Source organism: Soonwooa sp., from assembly GCF_032062245.1.
In the GTDB taxonomy this organism is placed as follows: Bacteria; Bacteroidota; Bacteroidia; order Flavobacteriales; family Weeksellaceae; genus Soonwooa.
Genome location: NZ_DAMBQF010000001.1, coordinates 311,543 through 327,508, shown reverse-complemented (window position 1 = coordinate 327,508; position 15,966 = coordinate 311,543). Strand labels below are relative to the sequence as shown.

Annotated in this window: 19 protein-coding genes and 1 pseudogene; 9 read left to right on the top strand and 11 right to left on the bottom strand. The window is 34.7% G+C overall.

All coding sequences use genetic code 11. The features are described 5' to 3' along the window. Positions 1–9: 9 nt before the first annotated feature. The 4 genes from tsaB to RT037_RS01480 are packed head-to-tail and all read right to left on the bottom strand — an operon-like array spanning position 10 to position 2,558. Positions 10–696 (bottom strand): tRNA (adenosine(37)-N6)-threonylcarbamoyltransferase complex dimerization subunit type 1 TsaB, encoded by a 687-nt coding sequence (tsaB, locus tag RT037_RS01495; RefSeq protein WP_312323004.1) that lies wholly within the window; start codon positions 694–696, stop codon positions 10–12. 23 nt (positions 697–719) lie between these two features. Continuing rightward, positions 720–1,355, bottom strand: coding sequence for a hypothetical protein (locus tag RT037_RS01490; protein ID WP_313027503.1), 636 nt, complete (start codon positions 1,353–1,355; stop codon positions 720–722). 22 nt (positions 1,356–1,377) lie between these two features. Beyond that, positions 1,378–1,809, bottom strand: a complete 432-nt coding sequence (locus tag RT037_RS01485; RefSeq protein WP_312322051.1) for a nuclear transport factor 2 family protein — start codon at positions 1,807–1,809, stop codon at positions 1,378–1,380. Further along, positions 1,809–2,558 carry an SDR family NAD(P)-dependent oxidoreductase gene (locus RT037_RS01480; protein ID WP_313027498.1) on the bottom strand — a complete coding sequence of 250 codons (750 nt, stop codon included), beginning with the start codon at positions 2,556–2,558 and terminating at the stop codon, positions 1,809–1,811. The genes RT037_RS01485 and RT037_RS01480 overlap by 1 nt, the downstream gene beginning before the upstream one ends. A 108-nt stretch (positions 2,559–2,666) precedes the next feature. On the opposite strand from RT037_RS01480, the gene RT037_RS01475 reads away from it, so the two are divergent. Next, complete coding sequence (locus RT037_RS01475; protein ID WP_312322053.1) at positions 2,667–3,353, top strand: class I SAM-dependent methyltransferase; 687 nt, start codon at positions 2,667–2,669, stop codon at positions 3,351–3,353. Positions 3,354–3,378: 25 nt separating this feature from the next. On the opposite strand, the gene RT037_RS01470 is transcribed toward RT037_RS01475, so the two are convergent. The 4 genes from RT037_RS01470 to RT037_RS01455 all read right to left on the bottom strand — a co-directional run bounded on the left by RT037_RS01470 (position 3,379) and on the right by RT037_RS01455 (position 7,987). Next, complete coding sequence (locus tag RT037_RS01470) at positions 3,379–3,888, bottom strand: hypothetical protein (protein ID WP_312322054.1); 510 nt, start codon at positions 3,886–3,888, stop codon at positions 3,379–3,381. Positions 3,889–3,897: 9 nt separating this feature from the next. After that, positions 3,898–5,097 (bottom strand): diaminopimelate decarboxylase, encoded by a 1,200-nt coding sequence (gene lysA / locus RT037_RS01465; protein WP_313027491.1) that lies wholly within the window; start codon positions 5,095–5,097, stop codon positions 3,898–3,900. A gap of 102 nt (positions 5,098–5,199) precedes the next feature. Further along, a complete protein-coding gene (locus RT037_RS01460) occupies positions 5,200–6,426 on the bottom strand; it encodes a 3'-5' exonuclease (RefSeq protein WP_313027486.1) in 1,227 nt (408 codons plus the stop codon). A 34-nt stretch (positions 6,427–6,460) separates the two neighbouring features. Further along, positions 6,461–7,987, bottom strand: a complete 1,527-nt coding sequence (locus tag RT037_RS01455; RefSeq protein WP_313027483.1) for a helicase HerA-like domain-containing protein — start codon at positions 7,985–7,987, stop codon at positions 6,461–6,463. 139 nt (positions 7,988–8,126) lie between these two features. On the opposite strand from RT037_RS01455, the gene RT037_RS01450 reads away from it, so the two are divergent. The 4 genes from RT037_RS01450 (at position 8,127) to RT037_RS01435 (ending at position 10,808) form a co-directional block, all read left to right on the top strand. Next, entirely contained in the window at positions 8,127–8,570 is a 444-nt protein-coding gene (locus RT037_RS01450; RefSeq protein WP_313027480.1) for a hypothetical protein, read from the top strand. 120 nt (positions 8,571–8,690) lie between these two features. Continuing rightward, the gene (locus tag RT037_RS01445; RefSeq protein WP_313027477.1) at positions 8,691–10,100 is read left to right on the top strand and encodes an MBL fold metallo-hydrolase; all 1,410 of its coding nucleotides are present in this window, start codon (positions 8,691–8,693) and stop codon (positions 10,098–10,100) included. A gap of 1 nt (position 10,101) precedes the next feature. Beyond that, positions 10,102–10,482 (top strand): rhodanese-like domain-containing protein, encoded by a 381-nt coding sequence (locus tag RT037_RS01440; protein ID WP_313027475.1) that lies wholly within the window; start codon positions 10,102–10,104, stop codon positions 10,480–10,482. A gap of 26 nt (positions 10,483–10,508) precedes the next feature. Then, a complete protein-coding gene (locus RT037_RS01435) occupies positions 10,509–10,808 on the top strand; it encodes a co-chaperone YbbN (protein WP_300673561.1) in 300 nt (99 codons plus the stop codon). A gap of 32 nt (positions 10,809–10,840) precedes the next feature. On the opposite strand, the gene RT037_RS01430 is transcribed toward RT037_RS01435, so the two are convergent. The 3 genes and pseudogenes from RT037_RS01430 to RT037_RS01420 all read right to left on the bottom strand — a co-directional run bounded on the left by RT037_RS01430 (position 10,841) and on the right by RT037_RS01420 (position 13,041). Next, on the bottom strand, positions 10,841–11,599 hold the full coding sequence (locus RT037_RS01430) for an amidohydrolase (RefSeq protein ID WP_313027470.1): 759 nt from the start codon (positions 11,597–11,599) through the stop codon (positions 10,841–10,843). A 34-nt stretch (positions 11,600–11,633) separates the two neighbouring features. Beyond that, positions 11,634–12,675, bottom strand: a pseudogene (locus RT037_RS01425) (PA0069 family radical SAM protein). Between the two features lie 168 nt (positions 12,676–12,843). Then, positions 12,844–13,041: a hypothetical protein gene (locus RT037_RS01420; protein ID WP_312322064.1), complete on the bottom strand. Its 198-nt coding sequence runs from the start codon at positions 13,039–13,041 to the stop codon at positions 12,844–12,846. A 277-nt stretch (positions 13,042–13,318) separates the two neighbouring features. Between RT037_RS01420 and RT037_RS01415 the strand changes: the two genes are divergently transcribed. From RT037_RS01415 to RT037_RS01400, 4 genes are all read left to right on the top strand, one after another. Continuing rightward, positions 13,319–14,545: a 2TM domain-containing protein gene (locus RT037_RS01415; protein WP_313027465.1), complete on the top strand. Its 1,227-nt coding sequence runs from the start codon at positions 13,319–13,321 to the stop codon at positions 14,543–14,545. Positions 14,546–14,547: 2 nt separating this feature from the next. Beyond that, entirely contained in the window at positions 14,548–14,823 is a 276-nt protein-coding gene (locus RT037_RS01410; RefSeq protein ID WP_313027461.1) for a 2TM domain-containing protein, read from the top strand. Between the two features lie 4 nt (positions 14,824–14,827). Beyond that, positions 14,828–15,130, top strand: coding sequence for a 2TM domain-containing protein (locus RT037_RS01405; RefSeq protein ID WP_313027457.1), 303 nt, complete (start codon positions 14,828–14,830; stop codon positions 15,128–15,130). A 69-nt stretch (positions 15,131–15,199) separates the two neighbouring features. Further along, positions 15,200–15,946 (top strand): LytTR family DNA-binding domain-containing protein, encoded by a 747-nt coding sequence (locus RT037_RS01400; protein ID WP_313027454.1) that lies wholly within the window; start codon positions 15,200–15,202, stop codon positions 15,944–15,946. The last annotated feature ends 20 nt before the right edge of the window (positions 15,947–15,966 follow it).

Sequence of the window (15,966 nt, the reverse complement as noted above, 5' to 3'; positions counted from 1 at the left end):
AGTTGTGGCTCAGGATTTTTTTATGCGATCGGCTCTTTTGACACCATGAAAATCTTTTAGATAAAATGGTTCAAAATAAGCAACATCTTCAAAATCTTTATTATTAAATTTTTCCACCGCTTTTTTAATTAAATATTGAGCTGATGGATAAATTGTAGCATCAAAACTAGCATTGGGAAGATTAAGAATGTCTTGTGCTTTTGTCACGCCATCACCAACAAATAAAACTTTTTCTTCTTTTAAATCTTGGAAAGAATTTTCATCCAAAACCAAAGCTTCGGTTGCCGAAATTTCGTTGCCAGTCTTTCCGTCATAAGCTGCGGTGTAGACTTCCATTCTTCGCGCATCAATCAACGGAATTATTTTGTCAAATCCTTGATTGACAAATTTTTCAACCATGCTATCTAAAGAATTAATTGATAGCAGAGGAAGGTTTAATCCAAAACAAAATCCCTTTGCAGAAGCTGCACCAATTCTTAATCCTGTGTAAGATCCGGGACCTTTCCCAAGGCACACAGCGTTGAGATCTTTTAACTCAATTTCGGCACCTTCCATTGCCCATTCTACAAAGGTATGTAGGCTTTCGGATTGTTTATAATTTTCGGAAACCTCCTCACAAAGACAAAGTAACTTATCACCATCAGAAATAGCGACAGAACAGTTTTTAGAAGAAGTTTCGATATGTAAAATTTTCATTTTTTTTGTAAATAATTGATCGTTTAACTTAGCTTTAGAAAGCCATTGTTTTTAATCTCTTTATGGATGTCAGCAATATCTTCAGGAATGTTGTTTTTTGTCAACCAATTGACGTCTAGACCGTGATGCATCGCGGTCATCATAAAGTGGTCGTTGTCGCCAATGCTGTTCCCGAGAATTTGTAAATTTTCTCTAAACTCATATTGATCATCTTCATGCAGTTTTACAATCGCCATTAATATTTTAAAAATTCTTGCCAAAGCCGGAATGTAGAATTTTTCGCCTTGTCTTCTCGAGAAATAAGCGAGTTGTTCTTCCAGATTTGGGACAAGTTTCGTCAACATATAAAGGTTAAGCCAAATATCACCGAATTTGTCTTTTGTTATTTTGACATGTTCGGTAATCATCCCGCTCATATAACGAACATCCATCGACAGATAGCCTGGCGATTTAAAATGTTTGATAGCGCTTTCAATTTTTTTGTCAAGAATCTCTTGCAGTTGGTTGCGTTTGTCCTCAACCGATTCTTCGCTCAAAAGTTCGTATTGAAGACGTTTAGCAAGAATAATATCCTTCTTTAAAAGTCTTAAAATCAATTTATCCTTTTCCTTGTCCGGAATATTGGCGAGTGCGTCCTTAAAATCTTGTTCGAATGTCATCTTGTAAAATTCTTTGTCAAAATTAGTTTTTTATTTCCACACTTTGTCGTGACCACAACTTCCAGTCGCCAGCTTTTTTAATCCAAATTTCTAAAACCGACAAATCCATTGCAAAATCATAGCTTTTGTAAGTTCCGACGACATGAACAATTCTGCGAATAGAAGCGGTTTTTTTATAAGTTTTAAAATCTTTTAATGCGATTTGGCTTACAGATTTGTAATCGACTTTTTTAGAAATAACATCTTTTTTAAAATCGTGAATATTTTGTATCCAACCATTAGAATGTCCAAAACTAACATCTTCAGCAAGCAAATTAAGAATATTAGGATTGTTAGTTTGCATCAAACTGTCCAAAGTTCTGACTTGAATTTCTAAAGTTCTATCTAAAGTTTGTGCCGAAAATAGACTTAAACTAAATACTAAAATAAATAAGCTTAAATATTTGTAAATCATTACTTTTTGTAAATCGTTCTTGGTTCTGCTTGCGCTTTTGGATAAATGCAAAGTTCTGCAATCGAAACACGATCAGGAGCATTAATACAATAAGAAATGGCATCTGCAATATCTTCGGCTTTCAAAGCTTCGTAACCTGCGTAGACCGTTGCAGCTCTTTCCTCATCGCCTTTGAAACGAATTTTAGAAAAATCTGTAGCCACAGCACCTGGCTGAATATTGGTCACTTTAATCCCGAATTCTGTCAGCTCGATTCGCATGCCTTCGGAAATGGTATCAACTGCTTTTTTGCTCGCACAATAGACAACGCCGTTTGCGTAAGTTTGTCTTGCTGCAACAGACGAAATGTTCACGATATGTCCAGAGTTTCTAGTTTTCATCTGCGGAATAACTTGTTTTGAAACATAAAGCAAACCTTTCACATTACCATCTATCATCGCATCCCAATCGTCCAAATCTCCGTTTTCTAAAGAGTCCAAACCATTCGCATTTCCAGCGTTGTTGATGAGAATATCAATGTTTTTAAAATGATCAGGAATGTTTTTAAAAGCATTTTCAACCTGATTGCGATCACGAACATCAAATGTTAAGGTGCAAACTTCGGTTAGTTGAGAAAGTTCGTTTTTTATCGTTTCTAAAGCAGCTTCGTTTCGTCCACAAAGGATAAGTTGATGCTTTTGTTGTGCTAAAAGATAAGCGGTTGCTTTACCAATTCCTGACGTTGCGCCGGTTATGAGAGTTGTTTTCATTTAGATTAAATTTCTTTGCAAAGCTATTTCATTTTTGAGTTTTAAGCTTTGTTTTTCGATAGATAATTTCAGTTGATTTGAGTATTTTTACACTTTCAAATTCAGTTTATGACAGATCTTCCAGGCTTGGCCATCAAAGATTTTTACGAAAAAAAATTAAAATCAAAACTTTATGTTCATGATCAATTTGGTCCGAAAGTAGAAATGCCGATTTCGATGTATTTCCGCAATGAGGTCGAAATGCCAGAATTGGAGGATATTGCGTTAGAAAATTGTGAAGGTCGCGTTCTTGATGTTGGCGCAGGCGCAGGGTCTCACGCTTTGGCTTTGCAAGTGAAAGGATTCGACGTTTCAGCATTAGAAATTTCGCCCTCGGCTTGTGGAGTTATGGAATCTCGTGGCGTAAAACATGTAATTTGTGCCGATTTTTTTAAGTTTAATTCAGAGGAAAAATACGATACGATTTTACTTTTGATGAATGGTATTGGACTTTGCGGAACAATTGAAAATCTAAAAACGTTTTTAAAAAAGGCGGAAGAACTTCTTAACGAAGATGGAAGATTGGTTTTTGACTCGTCAGATACGATCTATATGTACGAACATGATATTTTGCCAGAACGCTATTATGGTGAAGTAGAATGCGCTTATTCCTATAAAAATCTTAAAACAGATTTCTTTAAATGGTTATATATTGACCAAGATAAATTGCGAGAAGTTGCAGAAGAATTGGGCTGGGAAATGAAAGTCCTTTTCGAAGATAATCATTATCAATATTTAGTAGAACTAAAAAAATAAAGCTCGGATTAACCGAGCTTTTATATTAATTAGCATTGTTGTCAATAACTAAAGAATCGAAAAGTAGCTTAACTCGCACTTTAGATTCTATCGGCGTTGTGTCGCAACTTGCTGGTATCCATTTTCCTTTTAGTTTTTTTACGGCAGATTTTAGATCTTCATAAAAATAACGTGTATTAGGAACATCTGGACCAACGTTAATTTGCTTAATGTCACCAGATTTACTGATGGTTAAATCAATATAAAAATGTCCGTCTGCTGCATAAGCATCCGAATTAAGATATTGATTGATTCTTTTCTTAAGGTCCGTACTTAATTGTTGTTCGCCCTCAGAATATTTTACAGAATTAAAAGTATGACCTTGGTCAACAGCGCATGTTTTATCAGCAATTTGATAAATACCACGCAGGTCGTAAGTCATAACATTTTGTGCCGTTTGCAAGCTTACCATACTTTCTGGTGCTTGGTCTTCAACATCGGTTTGCGCAAAAGAGAAAGCCGAAATCAAACTAAAAACTAAAGCTATTTTTTTCATAATTCTAATTTACAAAACTTCGATTTGATTTTTTAATAAATCTTCAAATTCTTCACGTTTTCTTATCAAAGTTGCTTTTCCGTCCAAGAACATCACTTCGGCTGGTTTTAATCTTGAATTAAAATTTGAACTCATTTCAAAACCATAAGCACCAGCATTTCTAAACACTAAGACATCGCCTTCTCTAACCTCGTGCAGCTTTCTATCCCATGCGAAAGTGTCTGTCTCACAGATATTTCCGACAACTGTGTAGATTCTTTCTGGACCTTTTGGGTTAGAAAGATTTTCGATTTTGTGATAAGCATCGTAGAACATTGGACGAATCAAATGATTGAAACCAGAGTTAACACCAACAAAAACTGTTGCTGTTGTTTGTTTAATAACATTTGATTTTACTAAAAAATGTCCACTTTGACTTACTAAATATTTCCCTGGTTCAAACCAAAGTTGGAATTCTTTTCCAGTTTCTTTGGTGTAATCTTTCATCGCTTTGTCAACCTTTTTTCCTAAAGATTTAACATCCGTTTCTAGATCACCATCTTGGAAAGGCACTTTGAAACCGCTTCCCATATCGATGTATTTTAAATTTGGGAAATGATCAGCCAATTCGAACATAATTTCTAAACCTTGCAAAAACACATCTGGATCTTTAATCTCGCTACCCGTGTGCATGTGAAGTCCTTCTACATTGATGTTTGTTGACTTTACAATACGCTCAATGTGGCGCATTTGATGGATCGAAATTCCGAATTTGCTATCGATATGTCCTGTCGAAATTTTATAATTTCCGCCAGCAAAAATGTGCGGATTAATTCTTATAAAAATAGGGTAGTTGCCACCGTGTTTGTTACCGAATTGCTCCAAAATCGAAATGTTATCGATGTTGATATGGACGTTAAAGGCCATCGCTTCCTCGATTTCTGTAATGTCAATACAATTTGGCGTGAAGAGAATTCTGTCTGATGAAAAACCAGCTTTTAATCCAAGCTTGACCTCGTTGATCGAAACACAATCGAGATTAGCACCCTGTTTCTCAACGTATTTCAAGATATTAATGTTGGTCAAAGCCTTGGCAGCGTAGAAAAATCGTGTGTTCTTCGAGAAAGAACCAGTCAACTTTTCGTACTGCACTTTTATCGATTCTACATCGTACACATACACAGGTGTACCGAACTCGTCAGCAATTTTTAATAAATCTTGATTGGTCATTGGATTAAACTAAATTTTTTTGAAAAAATAAACGTGCAAATTTCGGTAATTTTTAGATAAAAACACCAAAACAAACTTGAAATATATAAACTAAACCTGAAATCAGTCTTGTGGAAGTGCTTGTATGTCGAAGTCACCACGCAGAAGTGATAATTGTAATTCGTTTTTTAAATATGGTGAAACGCTAGAAATCGGAATAATCAACTTGTTGATTTTGTCCAAAGTTTGGATTTGATGATAAAGTTCGTAGAATCCAAAACCTTTTAGTTTTCCCTTTTCAAAAACGATAAAAACACGCTCGCCAAGTTGTCTGCCTTGTGAAGTCCAAACTTCGTTGCGTGATTTTAGATTGATTTTTTTTGTAAGATTAATAACATCATGAAGCTCTTGTTGGTTTTTAATAAAACTCAAAGCTTTGAGCCCTTGCGTATAACTTTTGAATTTTAAAAAAGGTTTCGGTTCTGTTTCTTTATTAAATTTTTCAACGCTGTATTTTCCGTTTTTAAAAAACAATCCAAAACTTAGTTTTTGAACTTTACTAAGATTTTTGGTCTTCATAATGAGTTGTGCAATCACTTCATTACCAGTTAATTCGTAATGAATTTGCTCAACTTCGGATTGTATGCTTTTTAATTTTTTAGCATTAGAATTAAACACTTTTTTCGCTGCTTTATAAATGTTGTCTACCAGATCGTAGAAAATAATTTTCCCGTCTTTGTTTTGAAAATAAATAATACCGCGATCTGCTGGCAAATCTTCAGTTAGCTCTTTTATTTTGTTGACGTAATTTTGTGCTTTACTTTCCTCAAACTGTGACTCGATTATTTCGTGATCTTTATCTTTGGTAATCAGTAATTTAAGTAAGTCTAAAGTTGCTCTAGCATCACCACTTGCTCGATGCGCTTCCGACAACGGAATACCAATCGATTTGCAAAGTTTACTTAATGAATAACTTATTTCATTTGGAATTAATTTTTTCGCTAAAGGAATTGTGTCTAAAGTGTTGATTTTGAAATCGTAACCAAGTCTTTTGAATGATTGACGCAACATTCGATAATCGAACTCAATATTATGTCCAACCAAAGTTGAATCTTTAGTGATTTCTACAATTCGTTTCGCAATTTCATGAAATTTTGGTGCAGTTTTCACCATATTTGGCGTAATTCCGGTCAGTTTTTGCACAAAAGACGTGATGTCTGCTTCGGGATTAACCAAAGAGATAAACTGGTCAACAATCTCGTGACCATCATATCGGTAAATTGCAATTTCTATGATGTTTTCTTTGCGGTACGGCCCGCCATTACTTTCTATATCTATTACGGAATACATCTACATTCTAGTTCTTCGTTTCCAAAAACGGGTTTTATCTTCTTCTTCCACCGAGGCCTAACATCCCAAGGATCGCTTTTGCGCCTTCTCGCATCAAGGTATTGGTGAAGGTTCTTCCCGCACTCGATTTCATCACAGATTCGAACATGCCAGGTTCTTCTTTTATCGGTTTTGTTTTTTGGGTTGGTGTAGCAGCTTCAACAGCTTGGTTCATCCTTTGACTCAAAATTTCAAAAGCAGATTCTTTATTAATGCTTTGCTCATATTTTGCAACCATTGCAGATTTGCTTGTCAGTTCCGAAACTTCGGCATCATTAAGGACATCCATTCTCGATTCTGGGGAAATTAAATAAGTCTGCACCAACGGCGTCGGAATACCTTTTTCGTCCAACGCGGTTACAAAAGCTTCACCAATTCCTAAATTCTGAATCAGATTAGCAGCGTTATAGTATTCGGTTGTTGGATAGTTTTCAACCGCTTTTGTAATCTCTTTTTTGTCTTTTGCAGTGAAACCTCTTAACGCATGTTGAATTTTTAAACCCAATTGTGACAATACATTTTCTGGAACATCACCCGGAATTTGTGTGATAAAATAAATCCCAACACCTTTGGATCGGATTAATTTTACCATCGTTTCAATTTGCGATAAAAGCGTTTTGGAAGCTTCATTAAAAATTAAATGCGCTTCATCAATAAATAAAACCAATTTTGGTTTCCCACTGTCGCCTTCTTCAGGGAAAGTCATATAGATTTCAGCAAAAAGCGAAAGCATAAATGTGGAAAACAACTGAGGTTGATTTTGAATATTTGCTACTCTTAAGATATTTACGACGCCTTTTCCATCTCTTGTTTGTAACAAATCATGGACGTCAAAACTTGGTTCTCCAAAAAATGCAGTTGCACCTTGTTGTTCCAAAGCAACAATAGAACGCAAAATTGCTCCCAAAGAAGCTGGCGCAATCGATCCGTAGCTCGCTGCTAACTCCGCTTTGCCGTCTTTATTGTCAGTGACGTATTGAAGAACTTTTTTAAGATCATCCAAATCAATTAATGGCAAACCTTTGTCATCACAATATTTAAAAACGATGGACATGATACTTTGCTGCGTGTCATTTAATCCTAAAATTTTACTTAACAAAATCGGCCCAAACTCTGTTACCGTTGCACGAAGTTTAACACCTTTTTCGCCTGAGATTGTCATCAATTCTACTGGAAAAGCCTGTGGTTCGTAGGGCAATTGTGTTTTGTTATAACGTTCGTCGATAATGGCATTTCGAGTTCCTGCTTCTGCAATTCCTGAGAAATCGCCTTTAATATCGAGCACCAAAGACGGAACACCAGCATGTGACAATTGTTCAGCAAAAACTTGAAGCGTTTTAGTTTTACCAGTTCCCGTTGCACCAGCAATTAGACCATGTCTGTTAATGGTTTTCAGAGGGATAGTTACATTAACTTCAGGTAACACTTCACCATCTAACATGGCTTTTCCTAAAATAATATGTTCGCCTTTTGGGCTATATCTGGAATTAAGTTCTTCAATAAATTTTGCTTTGTCCGCCATTTGTTTGGATTTAAATAAAAAGATAAAGGTAAATAATTTCATTTGAAAAACGCAAGGATAAATAAAATGCTTGCTTGATGTAAATCAATATTAATCTAGCTTTATTTTATTAAATTTGTTAAATACCAAAAAATTAAAGATGAACAGAATAGCAATAATGGATGCCATTATCAATGAACAACAAAAAGTAGTTGATAATCTAGAATATTCAGTTAACAGATATGTGACGGCTTCAAATTTGGAAGAAGACAACACGATTGATCCTGATGACTTGTCTCAACAAGTACAAGCTAAAGATATGCAACTTCGCTTTGAGCAGCTGCTAAATAAAGCCCAAGACGAAATGAGCTTTTTGGTGGTTGAAAGAGATTTGTCGCACAATGAAATTGAGAAAGGTAGTTTGGTCGTGCTGGATGGTGTAATTGTTTTTGTCGGACTTTCTGTCCCAAAATTTGAGTTTGAAAACCAATCTGTCATTAGTTTTTCTACAGAGGCTCCAGCATTTAAGAGTTTAGAAAATCATAAAATTGGAGATAGGATAGATCTTGGTAATCAGTCTTATACTATTAAAGAAATTCTGTAAGAGCTTCTTTTTAATTCCAAATAGACAACATCGATTGTTGCAATTCCTGATTTTTAACATTTTTAAAGTTTAAAGAACGATTTTTGCAACACTACAAACAGAAATTTTACAACTGAAAATATGAAGGTAGAACAAATTTATACCGGTTGCTTAGCACAAGGCGCTTATTATATAGTTTCGGAAAACGAAGCTGCAATTATTGATCCTCTTCGCGAGGTATCGCCTTATATAGCACGTTTAGAAAAAGATAAAGTAAAACTAAAATATATTTTTGAAACGCATTTCCATGCAGATTTTGTATCTGGACATTTGGATTTAAGTCAAAAAACGGGTGCGCCAATTGTTTACGGACCAACAGCAAATCCAGAATTCGATGCTATTATTGCTGGCGATGAGCAAATTTTCGAAATCGGAAAAGTGAAAATAAAAGCACTTCATACGCCAGGTCACACCATGGAAAGTACAACTTATCTTTTGATTGACGAAAACGGAAAAGAAACAGCGATTTTCTCAGGAGACACTTTGTTTTTAGGTGATGTAGGTCGCCCAGATTTAGCTCAAAAATCTGCGAGTATGACGCAAGAAGAGTTGGCTGGTTTGTTATACGACAGTTTACAAAAGAAAATTATGCCGCTTGCAGATGATATCACAGTATATCCAGCGCATGGTGCAGGTTCGGCTTGTGGGAAGAATATGCAAAAGGAGACCGTTGATACTTTAGGCAATCAAAAACGAACAAACTACGCACTTAATCAACCAGATAAAGAAAGTTTTATCACAGAAGTTTTGGATGGACTTTCGGCGCCGCCAAAATATTTTGGGATGAATGTCGCGATGAATAAAGGCGGTTACGCTTCTTTTGACGATGTTATGAAAAAAGGAAAGAATCCATTGTCTGTTGAAGATTTTGAAACGATTGCAGAAAATACGGATGCTTTGATTTTGGACACACGTGGTGCAGCAGATTTCCATAAAGGTTTTATTCCAAACTCTATTAATATTGGTGTGAAAGGCGATTTTGCGCCTTGGGTAGGAGCGATGATTGTTGATGTTAAACAACCGATTATTTTGGTTAGTGATGCAGGGACAGAAGAGGAAGTTATTACGAGATTGAGTCGCGTTGGATTTGACAATGTTTTGGGTTATTTGGACGGAAGTTTCGAAGCTTGGAAAAATGCAGGTAAAGAAATTGATGAGGTTAAAAGAATTTCTCCGCAAGAATTTGCTGAAGCTTTCAAACCAGAAGATAAAGTTATTGACGTTAGAAAAATAGGAGAGTATTCTGCAGAACATATTAATGATGCCTACCACAGACCGCTTGCCGAAATCAGCGAATGGGTTGATAGCATTGACGATACAGAACATTTCTTTTTACATTGTGCTGGCGGTTATAGAAGTATGATTGCTGCAAGTATTTTCAATGCTCGAGGCATCAGAAACTTTACCGAAGTTGAAGGAGGTTTTAATGGAATTAAAAAAACAGAAAAAGTAGCGACAACAGATTTTGTTTGTCAGTCTAAAACTTTGTAATATGAAGAAATATATGATGATGTCGATGCTGGTTGGATTAAGTTTAACATCTTGCCAAACAGTATCTAATGCAAATGTGTCTGAACAAAAAGTGGATATGAGATCTTTGGTTAATGACCCACAAACAACTTTAATCGACGTTAGAATTCCGGAGCAATATTCGGAAGGAACAGCAAAAGATGCGATTAATATTCCTTTAAAAGATTTAGAATCTCAAGTTGAGGATTTAAAATCTAAAGATAAAATTGTTGTTTTCTGTAATACTGGAAAACAAGCAGCTTCCGCAAAAGAACTTCTTAACAAACACGGAATTAAAAATGTGTATTCTGGGACGAGTTGGAAGAATGTTAAAGCGATACAAGAAGAAAGTAAAGCTAAATAATTTATTAACAATTAATTATAAATAAAATGTCTCAAAAATTTCAAGAAATTATTGATTCTGAAAGACCTGTTCTTATCGATTTTTTTGCGACTTGGTGTCAACCTTGTAAAGTGCAATCTTCGGTGTTGACAACAGTAAAAGAAAATATTGGTGAGGGTGCCAGAATTATAAAAGTCGACGTGGATCAATATCCAGCTTTGGCTAATCAATACGGTGTTCGTGGTGTGCCGACTTTAGCAATTTTCAAAAAAGGAGAAATGCTGTACAAAGAAAGTGGCGTCCACGATGTTAACAGATTAACGGCACTTCTAAAGCAGTTTCAATAAACAAAAAATCCGGATCATGCTTCCGGATTTTTTTATTTTAATTCAAACTTATCTGCATCTTTTAAGAACGGATATCTGTCTCGAAATTGTTGTAATTCGTCCAAATCAAATTCGGCGATAACTAGATTGTTTTGTCTTGTCGAGATCTCGGTGCCATCAGCAAACAAAGCCAAAGTACTTTCTTCATAATTAAGATTGTTGCCATCCGTTCCGATTCTATTTAAACCAAAAACAAAAGCTTGATTTTCGATAGCACGCGCTTTTAATAAAGTTTTCCAAGCTTCGACGCGAGTGTTTGGCCAATTCGCCAAATTTAACATAAGGTCATAATCGCCCAAATTTCTTTGAAAAACAGGGAATCTCAAATCATAACAAACTTGCAATAGAATTTTAAAACCTTTGTATTCAATAACTTTTCGTTGATCACCTGAAGTATAAATTTTATCTTCTCCAGAATAAGAAAACAAATGCTTTTTGTCGTAAAACTCAAAACTTCCATCAGGTTTTACAAAGTAAAATCTATTATAGAATTTATCATTTTCGCTTATAGAAACACTTCCTGCAACTGCTGTATTTCGTTGTTTTCCAAAGCTTTGCATCCAATAAAGTGTTTCGTTGTTGCGGTCTGCTATTTCTTCTGCATCCATACAAAAACCTGTAGAAAACATTTCTGGCAAAAGAAAAATATCGGCTTCAACATTAGCTAAAGCAAGTTCAATGTTTTTGTAATTTTCGGTTTTATTTTTCCAAACAATGTCGAGGTTAAGACCAACAATTTTAAGTTTTGACATAATTAAAATTCTTGCTTAAAGTTAAGGATTTAGTTTAAAACAATCGAAGTTGCTGCGTTCGGCTGCCCGTAAAGTTTTCGGTTGAAAGTATGGCGCGTTCTTTACCTGCAAAGAATTTCTTTTTTCCAATTTCAAAAGTTTTATGAATCATTTCGGCGATATTGCCTTCGCCTTTGTAGCGTTCGAAATAACGTTTTTCGCCCAATTTTCCACCATGCATATTTTTAATAAGATTAAGGACTTTGTCCTTTCTATCTGGGAAATGCGTTGTCAACCAATCCACAAATACAGGCTCAACCGTATCGTTTAGCCTTACCAAAGTATAACCAACACTTGTTGCGCCAGCATCCGAAACAGATTTTAGAATAGATAAAGTCTCATCACTTGTCAATGCTGGAATAATCGGCGCAACCATGATATTAACGGGAATTCCGTTTTGGGAAAGGATTTCGATGGCTTTTAATTTATTTTGAGCAGACGAAGTTCTTGGTTCCATAACACGACGTAGCTTTTCATTAAGTGTTGGAATACTCAACGACACCGAAACTAGATTTTTCTCCGACATATCTTTTAGAATGTCTAAATCGCGCAGCACCAAAGCATTTTTTGTAATGATACCAACTGGATGACGATAGTCGCGGCAGACTTCCAAAAGTCTTCTTGTAATTTCGAATTGCCGTTCAATAGGTTGATAGCAATCGGTATTCCCTGAAAGCATTATGGTTTTTGGAACATAATTTCTTTTCTGAAATGTTTTCTCCAAAAGTTCTGCTGCATTTTTTTTTTACCATAATTTTTCGTTCAAAATCGATTCCTGCGCTGTAACCCCAATATTCGTGGGTTGGTCGAGCAAAACAATAAGAACAGCCGTGCTCGCAACCTTGGTAAGGATTCATCGAATAGTCCAAAGGAAGATCCGGACTTTTGACAACATTAAGAATCGTCTTTGGGAAAACCTCAATAATCTGCGTCTTCATCGTTTCCAAATCTTCCTCTTCCGGCTCGTAGGTATAACGGTCGAATCTGTTGTTGACGTTGCGTTGCGCGCCTTGACCTTTGGGAGCTTGGGATGACATTTTGTTGAGTTTGGATTTAATTTAAATGAAAATCAATTCTTTTTTTGAACAAGAACTATTGTAAAAATATTAGAGATTTTCGAAATAAAAATGACTTTTAACTTAAAGTTTTCCACAAAAAAACCAGCTCTTGCGAAGCTGGCTCGGTCAAATATATAGTGTCATTCTTTACATTAATGCATTAATTTCGATGCCATCTCCGTGTTCCGTGAATTGATTTTTGTACTTTTTCGAAAATAATTTGTGTGTATCTGTATAGTCTGCGATATAAGATTTTTCTTTTAAAACCTTTCTTACTGCAATTGCGCCAACAATCGCGAATAGTCCTAAAGCGCCTGCTAGTAATACTTCTACATTTTTATTCATAAGATGTTATTTGAAGGTTAATATACAAATTTTATTCCTTTTTAGACATAATAAAAACTAACAACTGTTAATGTTTATTAAAACTATAAAACGGTTCGGAGGACAAATTTGACAATTCGGTAAGTTTTTTTTAGAATTTATAAAAGCTTCGTATAAATTTGTCTCATAAATCAAGATAATGACTCGCAAATCGTTTAAAACTTATATTTCAATTTCCTTTTTTTCGGGGTTGTTTTTTTTCATTTTTTTCTCAAGTGATAAAAGCCTGAATTCTTTTTTGATAAGTTTATCGATTGCTACGATGTACACATTTTTGATGGCTGTGCCCAATGGATCGCTTAACAACTATCTTAATAATAGATTCTCGTGGGTTAACCAGACAAAACGTCGTACGATTGTTGGCGTTATTGCGACTATCGTTCTTAATATTTTTTTGACTTATTTATGTAACGGAATTAATTTCGTTTTAATCCAAAAAGTAACGACTTGGGATATTTTCTTTTCAGGAGAATATAATTATGCGAATTGGTTTATGATCAATTTTGCGCTGATGATTTCGGCTTTTCTTCACGCCAAAAGCTTTATGGAGGAACTTAGAAAAGTGACGCGTAAAGAAGTTGTCGAGCAAAAGATTATCGCTAAATCTGCCAATGCCCAATTTGAAAGTCTTAAAAACCAACTGGATCCACATTTTTTGTTTAATTCTTTAAATGTATTAAGCGCGTTAATTGACGAAAACCAAGACCAGGCGCAGAAATTTACTTTGTCAATGTCTAAAATTTATCGTTACGTTTTAGATCAAAAAGATAAAGAATTGGTGAGTGTCGAAGACGAATTGGAGTTTGCAAAAACATACGCTGAATTGCTTAAAACAAGGTTTGAAGATAGTGTGGAGTTCCAATTCAATGTTCCGAAGCATGAGTGTCAATTAAAGGTTGTGCCATTGTCTTTGCAGCTACTTTTAGAAAATTGTATCAAACATAATTTTGCGACATCTTCTAAACCTTTGGTTATGAAAATCTATACCGAAAATGGATTTTTGTGCATTGAAAATAATTTACAAACCCGAGAACTTCCAAAAGATCGAGACGGCATCGGCTTATCCAATATTGTTCAGCGTTACTCGCTTTTAACAAAAGAAAATGTTTTTATTGAAAAATCAGAAGACTATTTTAAAGTCAAAATACCAATGTTAACCGAACCTCAAAAAATTAACACAATGAATATTATAAACCCATCTAATGAAAGTCTGGCCTACGAAAAAGCGGCTAGAAGAGTAAAAGAACTAAAAGGCTTCTACGGAAATCTAATTTCGTATTGTATTGTAATTCCGTTTTTAGTCATCATCAACCTAATGACACGTCCGGAGCATATTTGGTTTTATTGGCCGATGTTGGGCTGGGGAATTGGCTTGGTTGCCCACGGAATGAACGTTTTTGCCATCGGGAAAAACTGGGAAGAACGCAAGATTAAAGAATTTATGGAAAAAGAAAATCAAAAATAATCATGGAAAATATTAAAGAAAAATTAGCCTTCGAAATTGCTTCAGAGCGCGTTAAAGCCATTAAGAAATTTTATTCTAGTCTAGCAATTTTTATAGTCGTGTCAATGGCAATCGTATTTTGGCATTTTCAAAAAACAGGAAATTTCGAAGTTAATTTAGGAAGATCATTTATTATCATTGTTTTGGCAATTATACTTGCTGTACGAGCTATTAAATTATTTCTTCTAAATTCTGACTGGGAAAAGGATATGTTAAATAAAGAACTTAAAAAAGATTAAAACGATGGATACCAACGCTAGGCAAATCATCAAATACCAAATGGCAGCGAAGCGCGTCAAAGATTTGAAAGGTTTTTATACGCATCTGTTTGTATATCTTGTAGTTAACATTCTTCTTTTAGTGATGAATTACAATCAGCTTCCTGTAGGGAAAAGCTTTTGGTCATGGCAAATTTGGGTTACGCCAATATTGTGGGGACTTGGTATTCTTACCCATGCAATGACTGTTTTTGTACCGAGTTTTATTTTTTCTAAAAATTGGGAAGAACGTAAAATTCGAGAGTTGATGATGAAAGAAAATTATTAAGACTTATTTTTGCAAATCGTTTGTATTTAAAGAAAATTACTTCTCGAATTAAATATCCTAAATTAAAATATGAGCATTAAAACAATCATCATCGAAGATGAAAAACCGGCAGCTAGAAAGTTGGAAAGAATGTTAGCTAATTATGCTGATTTAGAATTGGTTGCAACGATAAATTCTGTGGAAGAATCCATAGCTTGGTTTAGCGAAAATGAACATCCGCAATTAATTTTTTCTGATATCGTTTTGGGAGATGGATTGTCATTTGATATTTTCGAAAAGGTAGCAACTAAAGCTTTTATCATATATACAACCGCTTTCGATCAATATACACTTAAAGCTTTTAAATTAAATAGCATCGATTATCTTTTAAAACCAATTATGGAAGAAGATTTAACAAAAGCTATTGAAAAGTTTAAGTCATTTTTACCAGAAGATGGATTTGTTAATTCGCAGGAAATCAAACAGATATTAAAGAAATATAAGTCTACACTTTCTCGAGTTTTGGTTAAAATTGGTTATAATCTCAAGATTGTCCAAACTAACGAAATCAGTTGTTTTTTCAGTCAAAACAAAATCGTATATCTACAAACAGCAGAACGAAGTTTTCCAACCGATTTTACTTTAGATGAATTAGAAAATGTTTTGGACGAAAAGGATTTTTTCCGAGTTAATCGCCAATACGTTATTCATTCTAAATTTATAAAAAACATTCACACGTCGCCAACCTGCAAAGTCGAATTAGATTATCAACCAGATGAAGAAATCACTGTAAGTCGCGATCGTGTTAAAGATTTTAAAGATTGGTTATCAAGCTAAAATTCATTTATAATAAAAAA

Bases quoted from the DNA above. Each gene is read 5' to 3' on its own strand.
- tsaB (WP_312323004.1), bottom strand. From the start codon at position 696: ATGAAAATTTTACATATCGAAACTTCTTCTAAAAACTGTTCTGTCGCT.
- RT037_RS01490 (WP_313027503.1), bottom strand. From the start codon at position 1,355: ATGACATTCGAACAAGATTTTAAGGACGCACTCGCCAATATTCCGGAC.
- RT037_RS01485 (WP_312322051.1), bottom strand. From the start codon at position 1,809: ATGATTTACAAATATTTAAGCTTATTTATTTTAGTATTTAGTTTAAGT.
- RT037_RS01480 (WP_313027498.1), bottom strand. From the start codon at position 2,558: ATGAAAACAACTCTCATAACCGGCGCAACGTCAGGAATTGGTAAAGCA.
- RT037_RS01475 (WP_312322053.1), top strand. From the start codon at position 2,667: ATGACAGATCTTCCAGGCTTGGCCATCAAAGATTTTTACGAAAAAAAA.
- RT037_RS01470 (WP_312322054.1), bottom strand. From the start codon at position 3,888: ATGAAAAAAATAGCTTTAGTTTTTAGTTTGATTTCGGCTTTCTCTTTT.
- lysA (WP_313027491.1), bottom strand. From the start codon at position 5,097: ATGACCAATCAAGATTTATTAAAAATTGCTGACGAGTTCGGTACACCT.
- RT037_RS01460 (WP_313027486.1), bottom strand. From the start codon at position 6,426: ATGTATTCCGTAATAGATATAGAAAGTAATGGCGGGCCGTACCGCAAA.
- RT037_RS01455 (WP_313027483.1), bottom strand. From the start codon at position 7,987: ATGGCGGACAAAGCAAAATTTATTGAAGAACTTAATTCCAGATATAGC.
- RT037_RS01450 (WP_313027480.1), top strand. From the start codon at position 8,127: ATGAACAGAATAGCAATAATGGATGCCATTATCAATGAACAACAAAAA.
- RT037_RS01445 (WP_313027477.1), top strand. From the start codon at position 8,691: ATGAAGGTAGAACAAATTTATACCGGTTGCTTAGCACAAGGCGCTTAT.
- RT037_RS01440 (WP_313027475.1), top strand. From the start codon at position 10,102: ATGAAGAAATATATGATGATGTCGATGCTGGTTGGATTAAGTTTAACA.
- RT037_RS01435 (WP_300673561.1), top strand. From the start codon at position 10,509: ATGTCTCAAAAATTTCAAGAAATTATTGATTCTGAAAGACCTGTTCTT.
- RT037_RS01430 (WP_313027470.1), bottom strand. From the start codon at position 11,599: ATGTCAAAACTTAAAATTGTTGGTCTTAACCTCGACATTGTTTGGAAA.
- RT037_RS01420 (WP_312322064.1), bottom strand. From the start codon at position 13,041: ATGAATAAAAATGTAGAAGTATTACTAGCAGGCGCTTTAGGACTATTC.
- RT037_RS01410 (WP_313027461.1), top strand. From the start codon at position 14,548: ATGGAAAATATTAAAGAAAAATTAGCCTTCGAAATTGCTTCAGAGCGC.
- RT037_RS01405 (WP_313027457.1), top strand. From the start codon at position 14,828: ATGGATACCAACGCTAGGCAAATCATCAAATACCAAATGGCAGCGAAG.
- RT037_RS01400 (WP_313027454.1), top strand. From the start codon at position 15,200: ATGAGCATTAAAACAATCATCATCGAAGATGAAAAACCGGCAGCTAGA.